Source organism: Bacillus sp. ISL-7, assembly GCF_018613065.1.
In genome coordinates this window covers 71,736-89,233 of sequence record NZ_JAGGQW010000034.1, presented here as the reverse complement: position 1 = coordinate 89,233, position 17,498 = coordinate 71,736, and the positions used below count along the sequence as shown (strand labels likewise).

Annotated in this window: 14 protein-coding genes; 1 reads left to right on the top strand and 13 read right to left on the bottom strand. The window is 39.1% G+C overall.

The window, feature by feature from the left end; genetic code table 11:
• Positions 1 to 88 precede the first annotated feature (88 nt).
• The 13 genes from pknB to J7E66_RS12080 form a co-directional block, all read right to left on the bottom strand.
• Positions 89 to 2,080 carry a Stk1 family PASTA domain-containing Ser/Thr kinase gene (gene pknB / locus J7E66_RS12140; protein ID WP_215000311.1) on the bottom strand — a complete coding sequence of 664 codons (1,992 nt, stop codon included), beginning with the start codon at positions 2,078 to 2,080 and terminating at the stop codon, positions 89 to 91.
• On the bottom strand, positions 2,077 to 2,835 hold the full coding sequence (locus J7E66_RS12135) for a Stp1/IreP family PP2C-type Ser/Thr phosphatase (protein WP_308162502.1): 759 nt from the start codon (positions 2,833 to 2,835) through the stop codon (positions 2,077 to 2,079). The genes pknB and J7E66_RS12135 overlap by 4 nt, the downstream gene beginning before the upstream one ends.
• A 5-nt stretch (positions 2,836 to 2,840) precedes the next feature.
• Positions 2,841 to 3,932 carry a dual-specificity RNA methyltransferase RlmN gene (gene rlmN / locus J7E66_RS12130; RefSeq protein WP_168242744.1) on the bottom strand — a complete coding sequence of 364 codons (1,092 nt, stop codon included), beginning with the start codon at positions 3,930 to 3,932 and terminating at the stop codon, positions 2,841 to 2,843.
• Between the two features lie 3 nt (positions 3,933 to 3,935).
• Entirely contained in the window at positions 3,936 to 5,285 is a 1,350-nt protein-coding gene (gene rsmB / locus J7E66_RS12125) for a 16S rRNA (cytosine(967)-C(5))-methyltransferase RsmB (RefSeq protein WP_215000307.1), read from the bottom strand.
• A 1-nt stretch (position 5,286) separates the two neighbouring features.
• On the bottom strand, positions 5,287 to 6,225 hold the full coding sequence (fmt, locus tag J7E66_RS12120; RefSeq protein ID WP_215000305.1) for a methionyl-tRNA formyltransferase: 939 nt from the start codon (positions 6,223 to 6,225) through the stop codon (positions 5,287 to 5,289).
• On the bottom strand, positions 6,222 to 6,707 hold the full coding sequence (def, locus tag J7E66_RS12115; protein ID WP_215000302.1) for a peptide deformylase: 486 nt from the start codon (positions 6,705 to 6,707) through the stop codon (positions 6,222 to 6,224). The genes fmt and def overlap by 4 nt, the downstream gene beginning before the upstream one ends.
• A gap of 116 nt (positions 6,708 to 6,823) precedes the next feature.
• Entirely contained in the window at positions 6,824 to 9,235 is a 2,412-nt protein-coding gene (gene priA / locus J7E66_RS12110; RefSeq protein ID WP_215000665.1) for a primosomal protein N', read from the bottom strand.
• Positions 9,222 to 10,445: a bifunctional phosphopantothenoylcysteine decarboxylase/phosphopantothenate--cysteine ligase CoaBC gene (gene coaBC, locus J7E66_RS12105; protein WP_215000300.1), complete on the bottom strand. Its 1,224-nt coding sequence runs from the start codon at positions 10,443 to 10,445 to the stop codon at positions 9,222 to 9,224. The genes priA and coaBC overlap by 14 nt, the downstream gene beginning before the upstream one ends.
• A 202-nt stretch (positions 10,446 to 10,647) precedes the next feature.
• Positions 10,648 to 10,866: a DNA-directed RNA polymerase subunit omega gene (rpoZ, locus tag J7E66_RS12100; protein WP_215000299.1), complete on the bottom strand. Its 219-nt coding sequence runs from the start codon at positions 10,864 to 10,866 to the stop codon at positions 10,648 to 10,650.
• The gene (gmk, locus tag J7E66_RS12095; RefSeq protein WP_214731260.1) at positions 10,866 to 11,483 is read right to left on the bottom strand and encodes a guanylate kinase; all 618 of its coding nucleotides are present in this window, start codon (positions 11,481 to 11,483) and stop codon (positions 10,866 to 10,868) included. Before gmk ends, rpoZ begins: the two co-directional genes overlap by 1 nt.
• Before the next feature lie 10 nt (positions 11,484 to 11,493).
• Complete coding sequence (remA, locus tag J7E66_RS12090; RefSeq protein ID WP_026566410.1) at positions 11,494 to 11,757, bottom strand: extracellular matrix/biofilm regulator RemA; 264 nt, start codon at positions 11,755 to 11,757, stop codon at positions 11,494 to 11,496.
• Positions 11,758 to 11,817: 60 nt separating this feature from the next.
• Positions 11,818 to 12,693 carry a YicC/YloC family endoribonuclease gene (locus J7E66_RS12085; RefSeq protein WP_215000297.1) on the bottom strand — a complete coding sequence of 292 codons (876 nt, stop codon included), beginning with the start codon at positions 12,691 to 12,693 and terminating at the stop codon, positions 11,818 to 11,820.
• 107 nt (positions 12,694 to 12,800) lie between these two features.
• Positions 12,801 to 15,479: a calcium-translocating P-type ATPase, SERCA-type gene (locus J7E66_RS12080; protein ID WP_215000295.1), complete on the bottom strand. Its 2,679-nt coding sequence runs from the start codon at positions 15,477 to 15,479 to the stop codon at positions 12,801 to 12,803.
• Between the two features lie 231 nt (positions 15,480 to 15,710).
• On the opposite strand from J7E66_RS12080, the gene J7E66_RS12075 reads away from it, so the two are divergent.
• On the top strand, positions 15,711 to 17,420 hold the full coding sequence (locus J7E66_RS12075) for an Rqc2 family fibronectin-binding protein (protein WP_215000294.1): 1,710 nt from the start codon (positions 15,711 to 15,713) through the stop codon (positions 17,418 to 17,420).
• Positions 17,421 to 17,498 lie beyond the last annotated feature (78 nt).

Here is a 17,498-nt window from a genome sequence, read left to right as displayed (position 1 = left end):
GCCGCACTCCTTGTTATTCATTTCGCAACATCAACATATCATTCAAAATTCTGTTAACTGATTGGATAAAAGAGCATAGTAATATTAATTACTCTGTTTCTGGATAGTTAATTACGTCCTCTGCTATCACCTTGCTGTCACGAATAATCTTATAGCCCGCTTTTCCGCCATATGGAATAGTAAGTTCTATTTGTTTTTTTGTCGTTTCAGTTATAAAAAATGATTCGGCAGGTTCCGTCATACTATGATTCATATCTTCGATGTAGATTAAAACCTCTTGTTTTTGAACAGGATCTCCTGGCACTGGCACTGGGACAGTCGGTTCATAATCAATTGTTATATCTTTAACTACCGTTTTGGGCGGTTTTTCTTCTTTTCCTTTTGAAATAATGACTGATACCTTATCGCCTTTTTTCAGTTCTGTTCCAGCCTTTGGTGTTTGTGAAATTACCATGCCAGCAGGAATTTTTTCATCATATTTTTCTTCTGAGACATTTAAAGTCAGCCCTACTAATAAGGCATAATCCTCGGCCCCTTTTAAATTGTATTCGGTTAGGTCCCTTAGGACGATTATTTCAGGTCCTTTACTGACTTCAAATTCTAATACAGTATCTTCAGGAATAATTTCTTCACCTCCTGAAGGGTTTTGGCTAATAATGGTTCCTGGTTCACTCTCATCGTATTTCTCAGTTTTCAAAATATCTTTAAAACCCCTGTCTTCTAATAAACGGAAAATATCATCATATATCCGGCCAACATAATTAGATAGCTCAATTTTTTCTTTACCAGTACTTATATATAAATTAACTTTTGCGTTCTCCTTGACTGTACTGCCAATTTCGGGGTCGGTTTTGATAACCTTTCCTTCAGCCACCAGATCATCAGGAATTTCAACCTGTTTGTCAACCACTATTCCGCTGAGCTGAAGCTCAGAAATCGCATCATCAACATCCATCCCACTTACGTCAGGTATTTTAACGTCCTTAGCAGACAATAAATCAGGTAAAAATGTAACTGTTAATAGTCCGAGAATGGAAAGTATAAGGAAAGTCGAAATTAAGATCATCGGCCATTTTTTCCGCTTTTTCTTACTAGTTTTCTCCTTATTAGGTGTAACCTTTTTGACCGGCAATATTTTATCATTACTATGCACTAATGTTTCATCAAGGTTTTTATGTGGACGGTCATCTGTTATGATTGGAATGGCTTTTGTTGCCTCATCATCAATTGGAATAATAAACTTCGGTTCATCCATTCTTTCTGGATTTAGTGCCGTCCTTAAATCCTCCTCCATTTCATCGACACTGTTATAACGATGGAATGGATCCTTTGCCGTTGCTTTTAGGACTATATTCTCTACACTTTGCGGTATAGTTGAATTCCACCTTCTAACAGAAGGTGTTTCTGACTGTAGATGTTTCAATGCAATCGAAACGGCTGATTCCCCTGAGAATGGTAGCCTGCCTGTTAAAATTTCGAACATGACAATCCCAAGTGAATAAATATCTGATTTCCGATTAGCCATTCCCCCACGAGCTTGTTCCGGTGATAAATAGTGGACAGAACCCAACACAGAATTTGTTTGGGTAATGCTTGTCGCACTTAAGGCCATGGCTATCCCAAAATCAGTAATTTTCACACTGCCATTAGGATCAATTAGAATGTTATGCGGCTTTATATCACGATGAATAATATGATTTTGATGGGCATGGGAAATTGCAGATGTTAATTGCATCATTATGTCTAATGCTTTTTCTACACGGAGTGACGAATGCTGGTTTATGTATTGCTTTAATGTTTGCCCATTCACATATTCCATAACAATATAGTAAAGAGAATCCTCTTCACCCACATCATAAATACTAACGATATTGGGATGGGTAAGACTTGTGGCAGATTGTGCTTCTCTATGAAAGCGTCGAATAAATTCTTCATCATTGGCAAAATCAAGGCGGAGCATTTTCACGGCAACTTCTCTGTCCAGTATCATATCATGTGCTAAATAGACATTGGCCATTCCGCCTCCGCCTATCATTTTAAGAATTTTATAGCGGCCGCTTATTCTTTTCCCAATAATCACTGCTCATCACCCAATTCAAAATCATTAGCATATTTTAATATGATCAGGGTAATATTGTCTTCTCCACCGTTATCATTTGCAATATTAATTAATGTGGAAGCCTTTTGTTCAAGTGATTCTTCATTTTGAAGAATACTTACCATTTCCTGTTCGTTGACTTTATTTGACAACCCATCAGAGCATAAAAGGAGAAAATCTCCTTCTTCGAACATTATCGTTTTTATATCGATTTTTACATCCTGTTCTGTTCCTAACGCTCTTAATATCCAATTTTTCCTGGGATGATGTTCTGCATCCTCTTTAGTGATTTGTCCAGTTCGGACTAACTCATTCACAAGTGTATGGTCCTCAGTTAGCTGCTGGAAGCCAGTATCATTTAAGATATAACAACGACTATCCCCCACATGTGCAATCGTTGTAAAATTTTCAGAAGCAATCACTGCCTCTATAGTAGTACCCATACCTTCGCATTCCACGTGACTTCTTGAATGGTCAAACAATAATTGATTAACCTGGAGAACATGGGTTTTCAGCCATGCTTCGGCTTGATCTGCTGTTTGAATTCCTTCAGATTTCTCCCACATTTCTTGAAGATGCGTAACGCTCATGCTACTAGCAACATCACCGGCAAGGTGACCGCCCATGCCATCTGCTACGATGGCAAGACGGTGTCCATCCCGATTAACAAAAGTACCACCACTATCCTCATTATTCTGGCGAACTCTACCCTGGTCCGTTTTAAAAACAGCCTTCACTTTTGTCACCTCGTCTCCTCTTTCCGCTCCTTTGCACGAAGTTGCCCGCATGCTGCAGCGATATCTGAACCTTGCTCCCTGCGAATGGTTACATTAATACCTCGGTTTTTCAATGTTTTTTCAAAAGCAAAAATTTTGTCTCGTGGAGTCCGTACATAATCTCTTTCAGGAACATAGTTTACAGGAATTAGATTCACATGACATTTTAATCCTTTTAATAATATAGCTAACTCTTCAGCATGCTCGACTGAATCGTTTACACCGCCAAAAAGACCATATTCAAAGCTTATTCTACGACCTGTCTTATCGATATAATACCTTACTGCTTCCATTAAGTCATCTAGTTTATAAGCCTTATTAATAGGCATTAGCCTTGAACGTAATTCGGTATTGGGAGCGTGGAGAGAAATAGCAAAATTAATTTGTGTATTTTCATCTGCAAATTGATAAATTTTCGGAACGATACCACTTGTTGATACGGTTATATGGCGTGCTCCGATATTAAGAGCCTTTTCATGATTGATTATTTTTAAAAATGATAACATATTATCATAATTATCAAATGGCTCACCAATTCCCATGATAACAACTGAATTTACACGCTCATCTGTTTCATCAAGTGTTTGCTGAACTTTTACAACTTGTGCGACAATCTCTCCTGCCTCTAAGTGTCTTTTTAAGCCGCCTAATGTTGAGGCACAAAAAGTACACCCTATTCGGCAGCCTACCTGTGTCGTAACACAAACGGAGTTTCCATAATCATGACGCATTAGCACCGTTTCAATGGAGTACCCATCTTGAAGTTCAAAAAGGAATTTTATGGTTCCATCAGATGATGTTTGTTGAATCGCCGTATTTAATGTTGTTAATTCAAAATGGCTAGCAAGCTTATCTCTTAAGCCCTTTGATACATTACTCATATCCTCAAATGATGTAATTCGTTTTTTATAAAGCCATTCATAGATTTGTTCGGCACGGAATGCCTTTTCAGCATTTTCAGTCAGCCAATTCTTTAATTCGTTAAGCTGCAATGAATAAATTGATTTCTTCTTAATTTCCTTAGCTGTGTTTGTCTCAGTTGTATTTAATTGTTCCAACTGTTACACCTTCTTCCTTAAAACTGCAATATAGAACCCATCTGACCCAAGATCTTGTGGGAATATCTGTACATCAAAACCTGTAATCAATGGTTGGATAGCTTCAGGCATCCTGTTTTTAAATGATAAATCTCCTTCGAATTCAGGGTTATTCTCTAGGAATGTCTTAACCGTGTATTCATTTTCCTCTTTATCTACTGTACAAGTACTATAGACAAGGATGCCATCCTTTTTCAATAAAGGGGATACGGACATTAATAAGTCTTGCTGGATCGTACTTAACCTCTCAATATCCTTCTCTGTTTTTGTGTATTTCATATCAGGCTTTCTCCTCATTACTCCAAGACCAGAGCACGGAGCATCCAGAAGGATACGATCAAATGATTCTTTGTTGAATTTTTCCTGTATTTGTCTGGAATCAGAAACGCTTGTTTTTATATTTTCTAACCCTAGTCGCTTGGCATTATCATTGATTAATCTGACTTTGTGCTGATGGAGATCAACCGATATAACTTCTCCCGTATTATCCATTTTTTCAGCGATATGTGTACTTTTACCACCTGGTGCTGCACAAGCATCAAGGATAAATTCGTTTTGCTTTGCTCCTAATGCATAGGCGGCGAGCATTGAGCTTTCATCTTGAATAGTAAACATTCCATATTTAAAAGCAATAGTAGACGCTAAATTCCCCTTTAACGATCTGATCGCCTCAGGAATAATTGGACTTTTCTCGATTTGAAAACCATCTTCTTCTAAGATCGCAACACATTCATCTCTTGAAATTTTCGTGAGATTAACTCTAGCTGTTTGCAATGGTGCTGTTAGGTTTACTTCACACATTTCTTTTGTTTTTTCATAGCCAAATTGGTTTACCCATCGGGTAATTAGCCATTCTGGGTGGCTAGTTTCAAGTGATAGTCTTTTGTTTGGGTCCGTGATTTCCTCCATGGATGGGAGCCCTTCTCTTTGAATACTCCGCAATACTCCATTTACCAAACTTGCTATCCCCTTATGACCACGACTTTTGGCAATTTCTACTGCTTCGTAGATCGCTGCTCTGTCCGGAATTCGGTCGAGATAAATCATTTGATAAAGCGTTAGTCTAAGTAAATGATGAACCCAATTGGCTAACTTTTTATTATCTTTGACAAAAGGCTCTAAATAATAGTCAAGTGCCATTCTTCTTTGTAAGGTTCCATACGTCAATTCCGTTAGCAGTCCGACGTCCTTAGGAGACAATTCGTGTTTTTCAATTGTATTATTAAGAAGTAAATTGCTGTAAGATTGGTTTTTCTCAATAGCAACTAAACTATCCATTGCGATTGCCCGTACATTATTTATTGTTGATGTCATTTTATTCTCCCAGCTTGGTGCCTATTGAAATTTTTGAACCTCGTAAAAATTGTTCACTCATCATTTTTGTTTTTCCAGAGGGCTGAAGTTCAATGATTTTGATTGCCGTTTCATTACCGGTTGATACCGAAAAACCATCCGATTCTATATTAATAATTGTTCCAGGTACTTCCACATTCTGTCCAGATACCTTTTCTGCCCGCCATATTTTTAAGACCTGGCCATACAGGGTTGTAAACGCAACTGGCCATGGATTTAGAGCACGGATATGATTAAAGATTTCTTCACCTGATTTTGTCCAATGAATTTTTTCTTGTTCTCGCTTAATATTGGCAGCAAATGTGGCTTCTTCATTGTTTTGAGGCTTAGGCGTCAGACGGCCTTCCAAAAGAAGCGGCAAGGTTTCTGCCAACAATTTAGCCCCGGCTGTACTTAATTTAATGTGCAATGTACCAACATTGTCCTCTTCAGCAATTGGGACTTCAATACTTGTTAAAATATCCCCAGCATCTAATTTTTCAACCATATACATGATGGTAACACCTGTTTTTTGTTTTCCTTGCATAATGGCATAATGAATAGGAGCACCACCACGAAGTTCTGGGAGCAGGGATGCATGAACATTTATACAACCGTATTTAGGCGCTTCTAACAGCTTATTGGGTAGGATTTGCCCAAACGCAGCAGTAACAATTAAATCTGGATTCAAGGAAAGGATTTTTTCAAGTTCTTCTTCTTGACGGATTTTTTCTGGTTGAAAGACAGGAATAGAATGTTTCAAGGCTTCTACCTTAACCGGGGGAGGTGTTAAAATCTTTTTTCTTCCCACCGGTCGATCTGGTTGTGTAACTACTCCAATGACATCATACCCATCTTTAATCAGTTGTTGTAAGATTGGCACAGAAAAATCTGGAGTACCCATAAAAACAATTTTCGTCATTCAACTTCTACTCCTTTTAACTCATCTTCCTCGAGATATCTCGTCACTTTAGATGTAAATAAAATCCCGTCCAGATGATCGATTTCATGTTGAATCGCCCTTGCTAGGAATTCTTCTGCTTCTAATGTGTATTTTCTGCCTTTACGGTCAAATGCTTCAATTTTAACAAAATTGGGCCTTGTCACTTCACCGAATAATCCAGGGAAACTTAAACAACCTTCTGGTCCAGTTTGTTCACCGGATGTTTCTAATATTTCTGGGTTAATCATTTCGATTGTCCCTAATTCATCATCGATATCAACAATTGCGATGCGTGCGTCCAATCCAATTTGAGGAGCAGCTAGTCCCACCCCATCATATTCAATCATCGTGTCATACATATTATCAAGTATTTTTGCAAGCTTTTTATCAAACTTAATCACTGGCTTGCAAGTCTGCTCAAGTATCTCAGCAGGGTAATTTATTACTTTGAGTATAGGCAAATTATTTCCCCCAATAATTCCATTCTTATATAGGCGTTTTAAATTTATTAATTGCTTACATTTTCACCAAAAATGCGAAATAATAACCTTTGATGACCAGGTTACCTTTGGCTAACTTACATTAATATAAATGGATTTACATCTATTGAAACCAATAAGCCGCTTTTAGTATCTTTCTGGTGTTGATCCAAGATGGTTTTTAACATTTTTGTCAAGTTCGGTTCCCGCTTGTATTTTATCAGACATTGATAGCGATATCTATTATTAATCCTAGGAATCGGCGAGGCTGCAGGTCCTAAAACGACGGCATCCTTTGAAACCTGTGAACGTACATAATTAACAATTTTCTCTGTCGCTGTAACGACAGTCATCAATTGGTCATGACTGACTGTTATGAGGGACAGATAATAGAAGGGTGGATAATGATGGGTTTTTCGAATCATCATTTCTCTTTGGTAAAAGAGATCATAATCCTGTGTTCCCGCAAGTTCGACACTATAGTGTTCAGGGGTGTAGGTCTGAATGATGACCTCCCCCGGCAATTGATGACGTCCCGCTCTTCCGCTTACCTGTGTTAATAATTGAAAGGTTTTTTCAGACGCACGGAAATCAGGTAAATGCAGCATCGTATCAGCCGAAAGCACACCAACTAGGGTGATATTTGGGAAATCCAGCCCTTTTGCAATCATTTGAGTCCCGAGGAGAATATCTGCTTTGCCATTCTGAAAGTCAGTTAATAATCGTTCATGTGAGCCCTTTCGACCAGTTGTATCAACATCCATCCGAATAACCCTTGCTTCTGGGAGAATTTTACCAAGCTCGTCCTCTACCTTTTGAGTACCAGTCCCAAAATACCGAATATAATCACTGGAACACTCCGGGCATTGCTTAGGAACATGGCTTTCATACCCGCAATAATGGCATTTCATTTGTTCATTTACTCGGTGGTAGGTAAGCGATATGTCGCAGTTTGGGCAATTCATCACATAACCGCAGTCCCGGCACATTACAAATGACGAATGACCCCGTTTATTTAAAAATAAAACCGATTGTTGTTTTTTTTCTATTCGGTCCTTTAGCATATCAAAAAGCTTACGTGAAAACATTGACCGATTTCCGTCACGAAGCTCCTCACGCATATCAATGATCTCTACTGAGGGCAGGGTTTGATTATTCATCCGGTTAGGTAGCGATAATAGATGATACACCTTCTTTTGAGCCCTGGCAAACGACTCGAGTGATGGGGTAGCGCTTCCGAGCACAACTGGACAGTTATACGTTTTAGCTCTTTCAATTGCAACATCCCTAGCATGATATCGAGGCATATCCTCCTGCTTATAACTTGTTTCGTGCTCTTCATCAATAATAATAATTCCTAAGTTCTCAAATGGGGCAAAAATCGCTGATCTTGCTCCTACAGCTACTTTTACTTCTTTACGTTGAATCTTCCGCCACTCATCATATTTTTCTCCAGCTGACAAACCGCTGTGCAAAACAGCCACTAAGTCCCCAAATCTCCCTTTAAAACGATTCACCATTTGGGGAGTGAGCGATATTTCTGGTACAAGCACTATTGCTTCCTGTCCTCTTTCAATAACTTCTTGAATGGATTGGAGGTAAATTTCGGTTTTTCCGCTTCCTGTTACACCATAGAGCAAGAATACCTCATGTCGAATTGATTCAATCGCGTTTAGAATCGGCCCAATCACGGTCTGTTGGGAATTTGTTAATGGTAAGGGCTTTGTTCGTTTAAAGGTCCTATGTTCAAACGGATCGCGGTAAACTTCCATTTCATACTCAGTAAGAAGTTTCTTTTCTACAAGTGCCTTAACAGTTGAAGATGTCGTATTTAATTCAGCGACAAGCTGCCTCAATTCGACTGGTTCGAAATGATTGATAAAATAGCTCAATACTAGTTTTTGCTTTTCAGCTTTTGCTGGAAATCGTACTACTTCATCTTTCAATTCAGCAAGAGATACAAGTGGGCGGACAAACTTACGCTGTTTCTTTTTGACCTTCTCCTTAACGATGTAAAGGACTTCAAGTTTACCTTTTGCTGCTTCCTTTTGTAATAAGGGAACCACTCCATTATTCAAAGCATCTTCCCAGTCAATCATTGGATTGTTTTCAAAAAGAGTTTGAAGGGGTTCTGATAAATCAGCAGCCTCCACCCCTGAAGTAATCTTCACTTTTTTTTCGTATTTAGCTTTTAACGCGGCTGGAAGCATAACCTGAAAAGCAAAGATTTTAAAACAAAGTGTATTCTCAGTTAGCCAGTCACCAAGGTCAAGTAAATCCTTGTTTAAGATTGGCTCAAGATCCATGGGCTCGATAATTTCTCTTAATTTTTTAAATTCAGATTGTGTTTTAAGCGATGTGACAAATCCTTGGATTTTTCTCGGACCAAACGGAACGATTACCCTCATTCCCGGCTGGATTGTTCCCCACCACTGCTCTGGAATTAAATAATCGAACGCTCTATCCGTTTGTTTTGCCGGTACATCCACAATCACACTAGCTATTTCCATTTTCATCCATATCCTTCAATAAAGAAGTAATTTCTTTGATAATCCTTTTTGCTACATCACTTTTTGACATAATCGGTAAATCTATATTTGAGCCAGACCGTTTGAAAAGTGTGACAATATTTGTATCTGTCCCAAACCCTGCCCCTTCCTCTTTCACATTGTTTGCAACGATCATATCCGCATTTTTCGCATTTAATTTTTTCCTTGCATATTCTTCAACATTTTCCGTTTCAGCTGCAAAGCCTACAAGCACTTGGTTCTTCTTTCTCTTACCCAACTCAAGGAGGATATCTTTCGTTCGTTCCAACTCTATACTCGAGTCACCGGCTTGTTTCTTTACCTTATGATCAAATGTAATTTTTGGACGGTAATCGGCAACGGCGGCTGTTTTAATGACTACATCCGCAGAGTCATAATACTTCAACACAGCATTGAACATTTCTTCAGCGCTCTCGACCTTCACCACTTCCATACCTAATGGGGCCGGCAACCCAACCGGTCCCGAAACTAATACAACATGGGCACCTTGTTTTTTTGCCTCAACTGCAAGGGCATAACCCATTTTCCCTGTTGAATGATTGGAAATAAAACGAACAGGATCAATCTTTTCCCGTGTTGGCCCCGCTGTAACCACAACTGTTTTTCCTCTTAAGGTTTGTTGGAATTGATCGGTAAAGAATTGTTGTACGAGCTGGACGATTTTTTCCGGCTCTTCCAAACGGCCCTTTCCTACATATCCACAGGCAAGATAACCTTCACTTGGTTCAATAAATTGATATCCGTACTCAGCCAATATTGAGAGGTTCTTTTTCACAGCAGGATGGTCGTACATATGCACATTCATCGCAGGGGCAATCCAGACTGGTGAGGTTGCTGCAAGCAGGACCGTTGTTATCATATTATCGGCTATTCCACCAGCTATTTTTCCCATCGTATTTGCTGTAGCAGGAGCAACAAGGATTAAATCCGCCCAATCAGCTAAATCAATATGGGCAATGACACGCGGATTTTTTTCGTCAAAGGTATCAACATATACTTCATTACGGGATAACGCCTGAAAAGTTAATGGGGTAACAAATTTCTGTGCAGATTCACTTAAAATGACTTTTACATGAGCACCAGCCTGAACAAGCTTACTTGTTAGTGCCGCTGCCTTATATACGGCGATTCCGCCTGTAACACATAATAATATTTTTTTATCCTGTACCATTATTGGATTCCCCCGCTTCTCGTTCATTTCACTCTTTCTTTATTATGCTAGAATAAATGCAATTTTTCACCTTTTTCCACTCGTAATTCGACAAATTCTACAAAACGAGGATAACCAAAATAAAAAAGGCTGACATGTAAGGATTTCCCCTTTTGTCAGGCCTTCTCTCAGAAATTTACTGTCAATCAATAACTATTTAAGACTACTCAGCAGATGTGTCTGCTTTATTAGAAATTCGGTAGGTTAGTTCACCGCTGTATATTTCCTCTAGTGCTTTTCCAACATGTTTATGGGAAACGTATTTTGGCAATCTTTCATCTCTTACCTGGGACATCACGCGAGCGCGTTTCGCAGCTACGGAAACAAGCGAGTATTTCGAATCAATTTTCTCAAGCAGCGAATCAATAGAAGGATATAACATTATAATTCAACCTCCAGCAATTTTTTATAGCGGTGTTCAACACGTTCTCTGCGGCAATGCTCCGCAGTAACAATGGATTTCACGCGTTCACAGGCGCGCTCCACTTGATCATTTTCAACAACATAATCATATAATTCCATCATTTCAATTTCTTCGCGAGCTGAAAGCAGGCGGTTTTGTATGATGTCATCTGTTTCCGTTCCTCTTGTTACAATCCGGTTCTTTAGTTCAGATAAACTTGGCGGCATAAGGAAAATAAATAAACCTTCAGGGAACTTTTCTCGTACCTGACGGGCACCCTTTACTTCAATCTCTAAGAAGACGTCTTTTCCAGCATCCAGAGTGGAACGAACATAGTCAACAGGGGTACCATAATAATTCCCGACAAATTCGGCATACTCTAACAGTTTGCCCTGTTCAATTAATTGTTCAAACTCTTCTCTTGACTTAAAAAAGTAATCCACTCCATCAATCTCCCCATCTCGAGGTGAGCGGGTTGTCATTGAAATGGAGTATTCAAAAGCTGTATCCGGATGGGAAAAAATTTCTTTCCGAACCGTTCCTTTTCCAACCCCGGAGGGCCCAGAAAGTACAATCAGCAATCCTTTTTCCTGCATTTCATAAATCCTACCCTTCATCAATTATTTCATCACGATCAGCTAAGCGGTGCGCTACCGTTTCAGGTTGTACAGCTGATAGAATAACATGATCACTATCCATAACAATCACCGCTCGTGTCCGCCTACCGTATGTGGCATCAATTAATGCTCCCCGGTCCCGGGCATCTTGAATAATTCTTTTTATTGGAGCAGATTCAGGGCTGACAATTGAAATAATTCGATTGGCAGAAACGATATTTCCAAATCCAATATTAATTAATTTTATCGACATGGTACTCATCCAATCATTAATAATATATTTTGACCGTCTCAAACAGTTTCTAAACAAGGTTCACTCGATATTTTGAACCTGTTCTTTTAGCTTCTCAAGTAGACTTTTAATATCTACAACCTTTTTAGCAATGTTTGAATCGTTTGCTTTTGAACCAATGGTATTTGCTTCTCTATTCATTTCCTGGACGATAAAATCCAATTTCCTTCCAATTGGTTCCATGCTCTCAAGGGTTTGCAAGAATTGTTGAAAATGGCTTTTTAATCGTGTGACTTCTTCATTTATATCTGCTTTATCAGCAAAAACGGCGACTTCCGTCAAGATTCTCGTTTCGTCCAATTGCCCATTAACAAACTCTTCCATTCTTTTTGTTAAACGCTCTTTAAAGGATTGAACAACTAGTGGAGCAAATTTCTGGAGTTCAAAAACATGTGATTCTAATTGAGATAAAATGGCGAGCAAATCCTTTTTTAATTCTTCACCTTCTGCCATCCGCATTTGTGTTAAAAACTTGGCAGCTTCTTCTGTTGCAGCCAGAACTAGATTATCAAGTTCTTCATTGCCAGCTTCACTTTCTTCAATATGTAAAAGTTCACTTCTACTTAGCAAATTCTGAAGTGTTAACGTTCCTTCAACATCATATTTTTCACGAGCCTGTTTGATAAATTGATAATACTCATCTAGCAGTTTCCAATCCACGATGACTTTGCGGGTTACGACACCTTCACCCTCTAAGCTAACATAAACTTCTACCCTTCCACGGCGGATATACTGATTAAGTTTCTTTTTCATTCTATCTTCTATTTTTAAAAGCTGCCTTGGCATGCGGATATTCATTTCACAGAAACGGTGGTTCACTGTTTTTACTTCCACATTGACAGAGAAGCAATCTGATTCTGTTTTAGCTCTTCCAAAGCCTGTCATACTTATAACCATTTTTGTGCACATCCAATCTTCTGAAAAATTGATCGGCTAGCTATATTTTTCAAAAAAGACAAAAGGTAATAGAGTGGAATCTATTACCTTTTGGATTATAACACACTTTATTTTGTTTTTCTTAACAAAAATGACCCGGCTAGTAAAAAAGTTGGTATCGATGATAAACCAACAATCAACAGCCAATCCTTAGCTGCTACCGGCAGTGTGTGAAAAATAGGCTGTAATGGCGGGTAATAAATAACGACAAACATCAATGCAAGTGAAGATAAAACGGCCCAAACAAGGTACTGATTTCCGAAAGGATTTCTCGAGAGCACTGATTTCTCACTGCGGCAATCAAAAACATGAATCAGCTGAGCCATGACAAGTGTTGCAAAGGCAACAGTTTGTGCATATTGCAACTTGGAAGGATCGTTATTGTAAACAATCATAAAGGATAGTAATGTTACCAGCCCTATTAGGAAGCCACGTGACACAACCTTCCAGCCCAGACCTCGCGAGAAAACACCTTCATTTGGACTGCGGGGTTTACGTTTCATTACATTTTCTTCAGGTCGATCAAGCCCTAGTGCCATAGCCGGCAACCCATCAGTAACCAAATTCACCCAGAGGATTTGGATAGGAATAAGCGGCAGAGGCAGCGCTAAAATCATCGCAAACAACATGACCAAAATTTCACCAACATTAGAAGCCAACAAGTATCGAACAAATTTACGAATATTTTCATAGATATTTCTGCCTTCTACTATCGCAGCCTTAATCGTGGCAAAGTTATCGTCCAACAAGATAAGAGAGGAAGCTTCTTTGGCGACATCTGTCCCGGTAATCCCCATAGCGACTCCAATATCAGCGGCTTTAATAGCTGGCGCATCGTTCACACCATCACCCGTCATGGCGACAATATGTCCGCGATTTTGTAATGCTTTGACAATTTTCAGTTTATGCTCTGGTGAAACCCTAGCAAAAACTGAAACATCATCGACTATTTCTTCAAGTTCTTCGACTGTCATTTCAGATAATGCATTCCCATCAATGACCTTGCTGTTATTCGTTATAATTCCAAGTTGGGAGGCAATCGCTTTTGCAGTGATGACATGGTCACCCGTAATCATGACAGTTTTAATACCTGCTTCTTTACATTCCTTTACAGCCTTTTTCACTTCAGGTCTCGGCGGGTCAATCATTCCTTGAATACCAATAAGCGTTAAATTTTTCTCAGCTTCTCGTTCACTTAAAATAATCGTATTAGCCTGTATTGGTTTAAAGGCAATCGCGATCGTTCGAAGTGCCTGTGATGCGAGTCCATTTATTGCCTCCTGAACCTTCACTTGTGTCTCTTTATTTAAAAATTGTGTTCTCTCGTCCCAAAGAACGGATTCACTAATATCTAAAATAACGTCCGGTGCCCCTTTTGTGACTATAAAATGCCGTCCCTGCTTGTCTTTAACGTGAATACTCATCATTTTTCTGGTTGAGTCAAACGGGAATTCATTTATGATCGTAAACTCATCTAATAATTTGGGACGATCAAAACCTGCTTTCATTGCACTTACCAACAGTGCCCCTTCGGTTGGGTCTCCGTCAAGAATATAATCATCATCCTTAATGACTAAATCTGAATGATTACATAACATCCCAAAAATCAGCATTTGCTGCAATGCCTTTTCATCTTTAGGATTAATATTGCGTTCATTTCTATAGAAATTCCCTCGCGGCTGATACCCTACCCCATCAACTGTCCAAGTTTGACCCCCACTCCATAAATGGGTAACCGTCATTTTGTTTTGTGTCATTGTTCCCGTTTTATCTGAACATATGACCGAAGCACAGCCAAGTGTTTCTACCGCGGGCAATTTCCTGACAATGGCATTTTTCTTAATCATTTTTTGCACACCGAGGGATAATGCCACTGTCACGATTGCCGGCAGCCCTTCAGGTATGGCCGCAACTGCAAGAGAAACACCTGCTAAAAACATCTCATAAATGTCGTGTCCTCGCAAAACTCCAACCACTACAACCAGAACAGTTAATAGTAAGGCTACTGTAATTAGTATTTTTCCCAGCTGCTCTAAGCGGCGTTGCAATGGAGTATCTTGCGCCTCTGCATTTTGAAGCAAATCTGCAATTTGTCCCATTGCTGTTTTCATACCTGTTGCAATGACGACTCCTATCCCGCTTCCCCTCGTAATCATCGTACCCATAAATGCGATATTCTCCATATCTCCTATGCCAGGGTTAGGGTTAGTCAGGATTTCTATATGCTTGGAAACAGGGACGGATTCTCCTGTAAGCGCTGATTCTTCAATTTCTAAACTTTTTGACTCAATCACACGGACGTCGGCACCGATACGGTCCCCACTAACAAACTTCAAAATATCCCCTACCACAATTTCTTTCGAAGGAATTTTGATCCACTGACCATCCCGGAGCACAGAGACTTGTGGTGCAGATAATGCCTTTAATGCCTGTAGTGATTTCTCTGCCCGCCTTTCTTGAAAAAAACCAAGAAAGCCATTGATAATGACGATGGCAATAATAGCAATGGCATCAATATATTCGCCAAGCAATCCGGAGATTAAGGTAGCTGCGAGAAGAACTAAGACCATAAAATCCTTAAATTGACTAAAAAATAAGAGTAAAGCTGATTGCTTTTCTCCTTCGTCCAACTCATTTAGTCCGTGCAAATTAATTCTCTTTTTTACTTCTTCCTGTGATAATCCAGAAGAAAAGTCGGTTTCTAGAGACTTTTCTACTTGTTCTATCTGCATTTCATGGAATTTCATCCGACCATCTCACTTCCCCCTTTAAATACCTATAAATACCTGCTCTAAAGAAAGCTTATTCAGGGTCGTCCAAAAAAATGCTATGATATAGTGAAAGATAAATTAGAGAATAAATGGAACCCTATTGATTGGAGCGGAAATCAACTGGCACGTTTAACAGAGTAAAAATAAGACAGTATATTTTTAGTAAGCTATAATTAATTCATATGAATGTAGTAAAGGATGTTTTCCATGTCATTTGATGGTTTATTTACAAAAGCAATGGTTGATGAACTTGTTCGTTCCTTGAAGGGCGGACGGATCAATAAGGTTCACCAACCCTATAAAAATGAAGTAATTCTCACGATTCGTGCGAATGGAGTTAATCAAAAGCTGCTTTTATCAGCACACCCTAGCTATGCGCGGGTCCAATTCACGAATGAGGCATACGATAATCCTAGTGAAGCCCCGATGTTCTGTATGCTGCTTAGGAAACATATTGAGGGGTATATTTTAGAGGATATATATCAAGTAGAAACAGACCGGATGATAGTACTTGAAATAAAGGGCAGAAATGAGATTGGTGATATTAGCTATAAACAATTAATTATTGAAATTATGGGCAGGCATAGCAATATCGTACTGGTAGATAAAACACGAAATGTCATTCTTGATAGTATCAAACATGTTTCCTTTGCCGTTAATAGCCACAGGGCCATTTTGCCAGGACAACCTTATGTATTTCCACCAGAACAGCATAAGCAAAATCCGTTTCATTCGAGCGAAGATGAACTATTAAGAAAAATTGATTACAATGCAGGAAAACTCGACCGCCAATTAGTTGAGCAATTTGCAGGGATCTCTCCCCTTTTTGCCAAGGAAGTTATATTCCAAAGTGGTCTAGCCAATCGTTCTACAATACCGGGAACGTTTATTCGTATGATTAAAAAGGTGGAAACCGGTGAGATTTCTCCTTCGATTATATCGTCGGGCGGTAAGGACGCTTTTTACTTATTTCCCCTTGAGCATTTAAAAGGAGAAATAAAGACCTTCCCTACACTAAGTGAATTGCTTGACCGTTTTTATTTTGGCAAAGCGGAAAGAGACCGGGTTAAGCAGCAAGGAAATGATATTGAACGATTTATTCAAAATGAAAAAGAAAAGAATGAAAAGAAAATTAACAAACTGAAGGCTACTCTGAAAGAAGCAGAAAAGGCTGATCAATATCAACGCTCTGGCGAGTTGTTAACTGCCAATTTATATGCGGCTAAGAAAGGGATGCGTGATATTGAAGTTCTCGATTATTATGATGAATCTGGTGGAACGATTTTAATTCCGCTTGACCCCAGAAAGACACCATCTGAAAATGCCCAAAAGTATTTTTCAAAATACCAAAAGGCAAAAAATGCAGTTGAAATTGTCGTTGATCAAATTGAAAAGGCACAAGTCGAAGTAGCTTATTTTGATAATTTACTACAGCAGGTACAAGCTGCCTCTCCAAAGGATATTCAAGAGATTCGTGAAGAATTAGTTGAGGGTGGCTATATCCGCGAACGGCAGAAAAAGAAATTGAAAAAGGCTCAGAATGTTAAACCAATTTTAGATCACTTCTTATCTACAGATGGGACGGATATCATCCTTGGAAAAAATAATAAACAAAATGACTATTTAACAAATAAGCTGGCAGCAAGGGATGAGATTTGGCTCCATACGAAAGATATTCCCGGCTCACACGTGGTGATACGCAGCAAGGAACCATCTGATGAAACGATTCGTGAGGCTGCCGTTTTAGCCTCTTATTATAGTAAAGCGAGGAATTCAAGCTCTGTTCCTGTCGACTTTACGAGGGTCCGGTTTGTTAAAAAACCTAGCGGTGCAAAGCCTGGATTTGTGATTTATGACAATCAACAGACGGTTTATGTAACGCCGGATGAAGAATTAGTGCTGAAATTGAAGAAATAGAAAGGAAAAGAGGGCACCCGGTAGAACTTGGATGCCCTCTTTTTCTATTTATCAGCGGATATTACCTGTATATCAGCG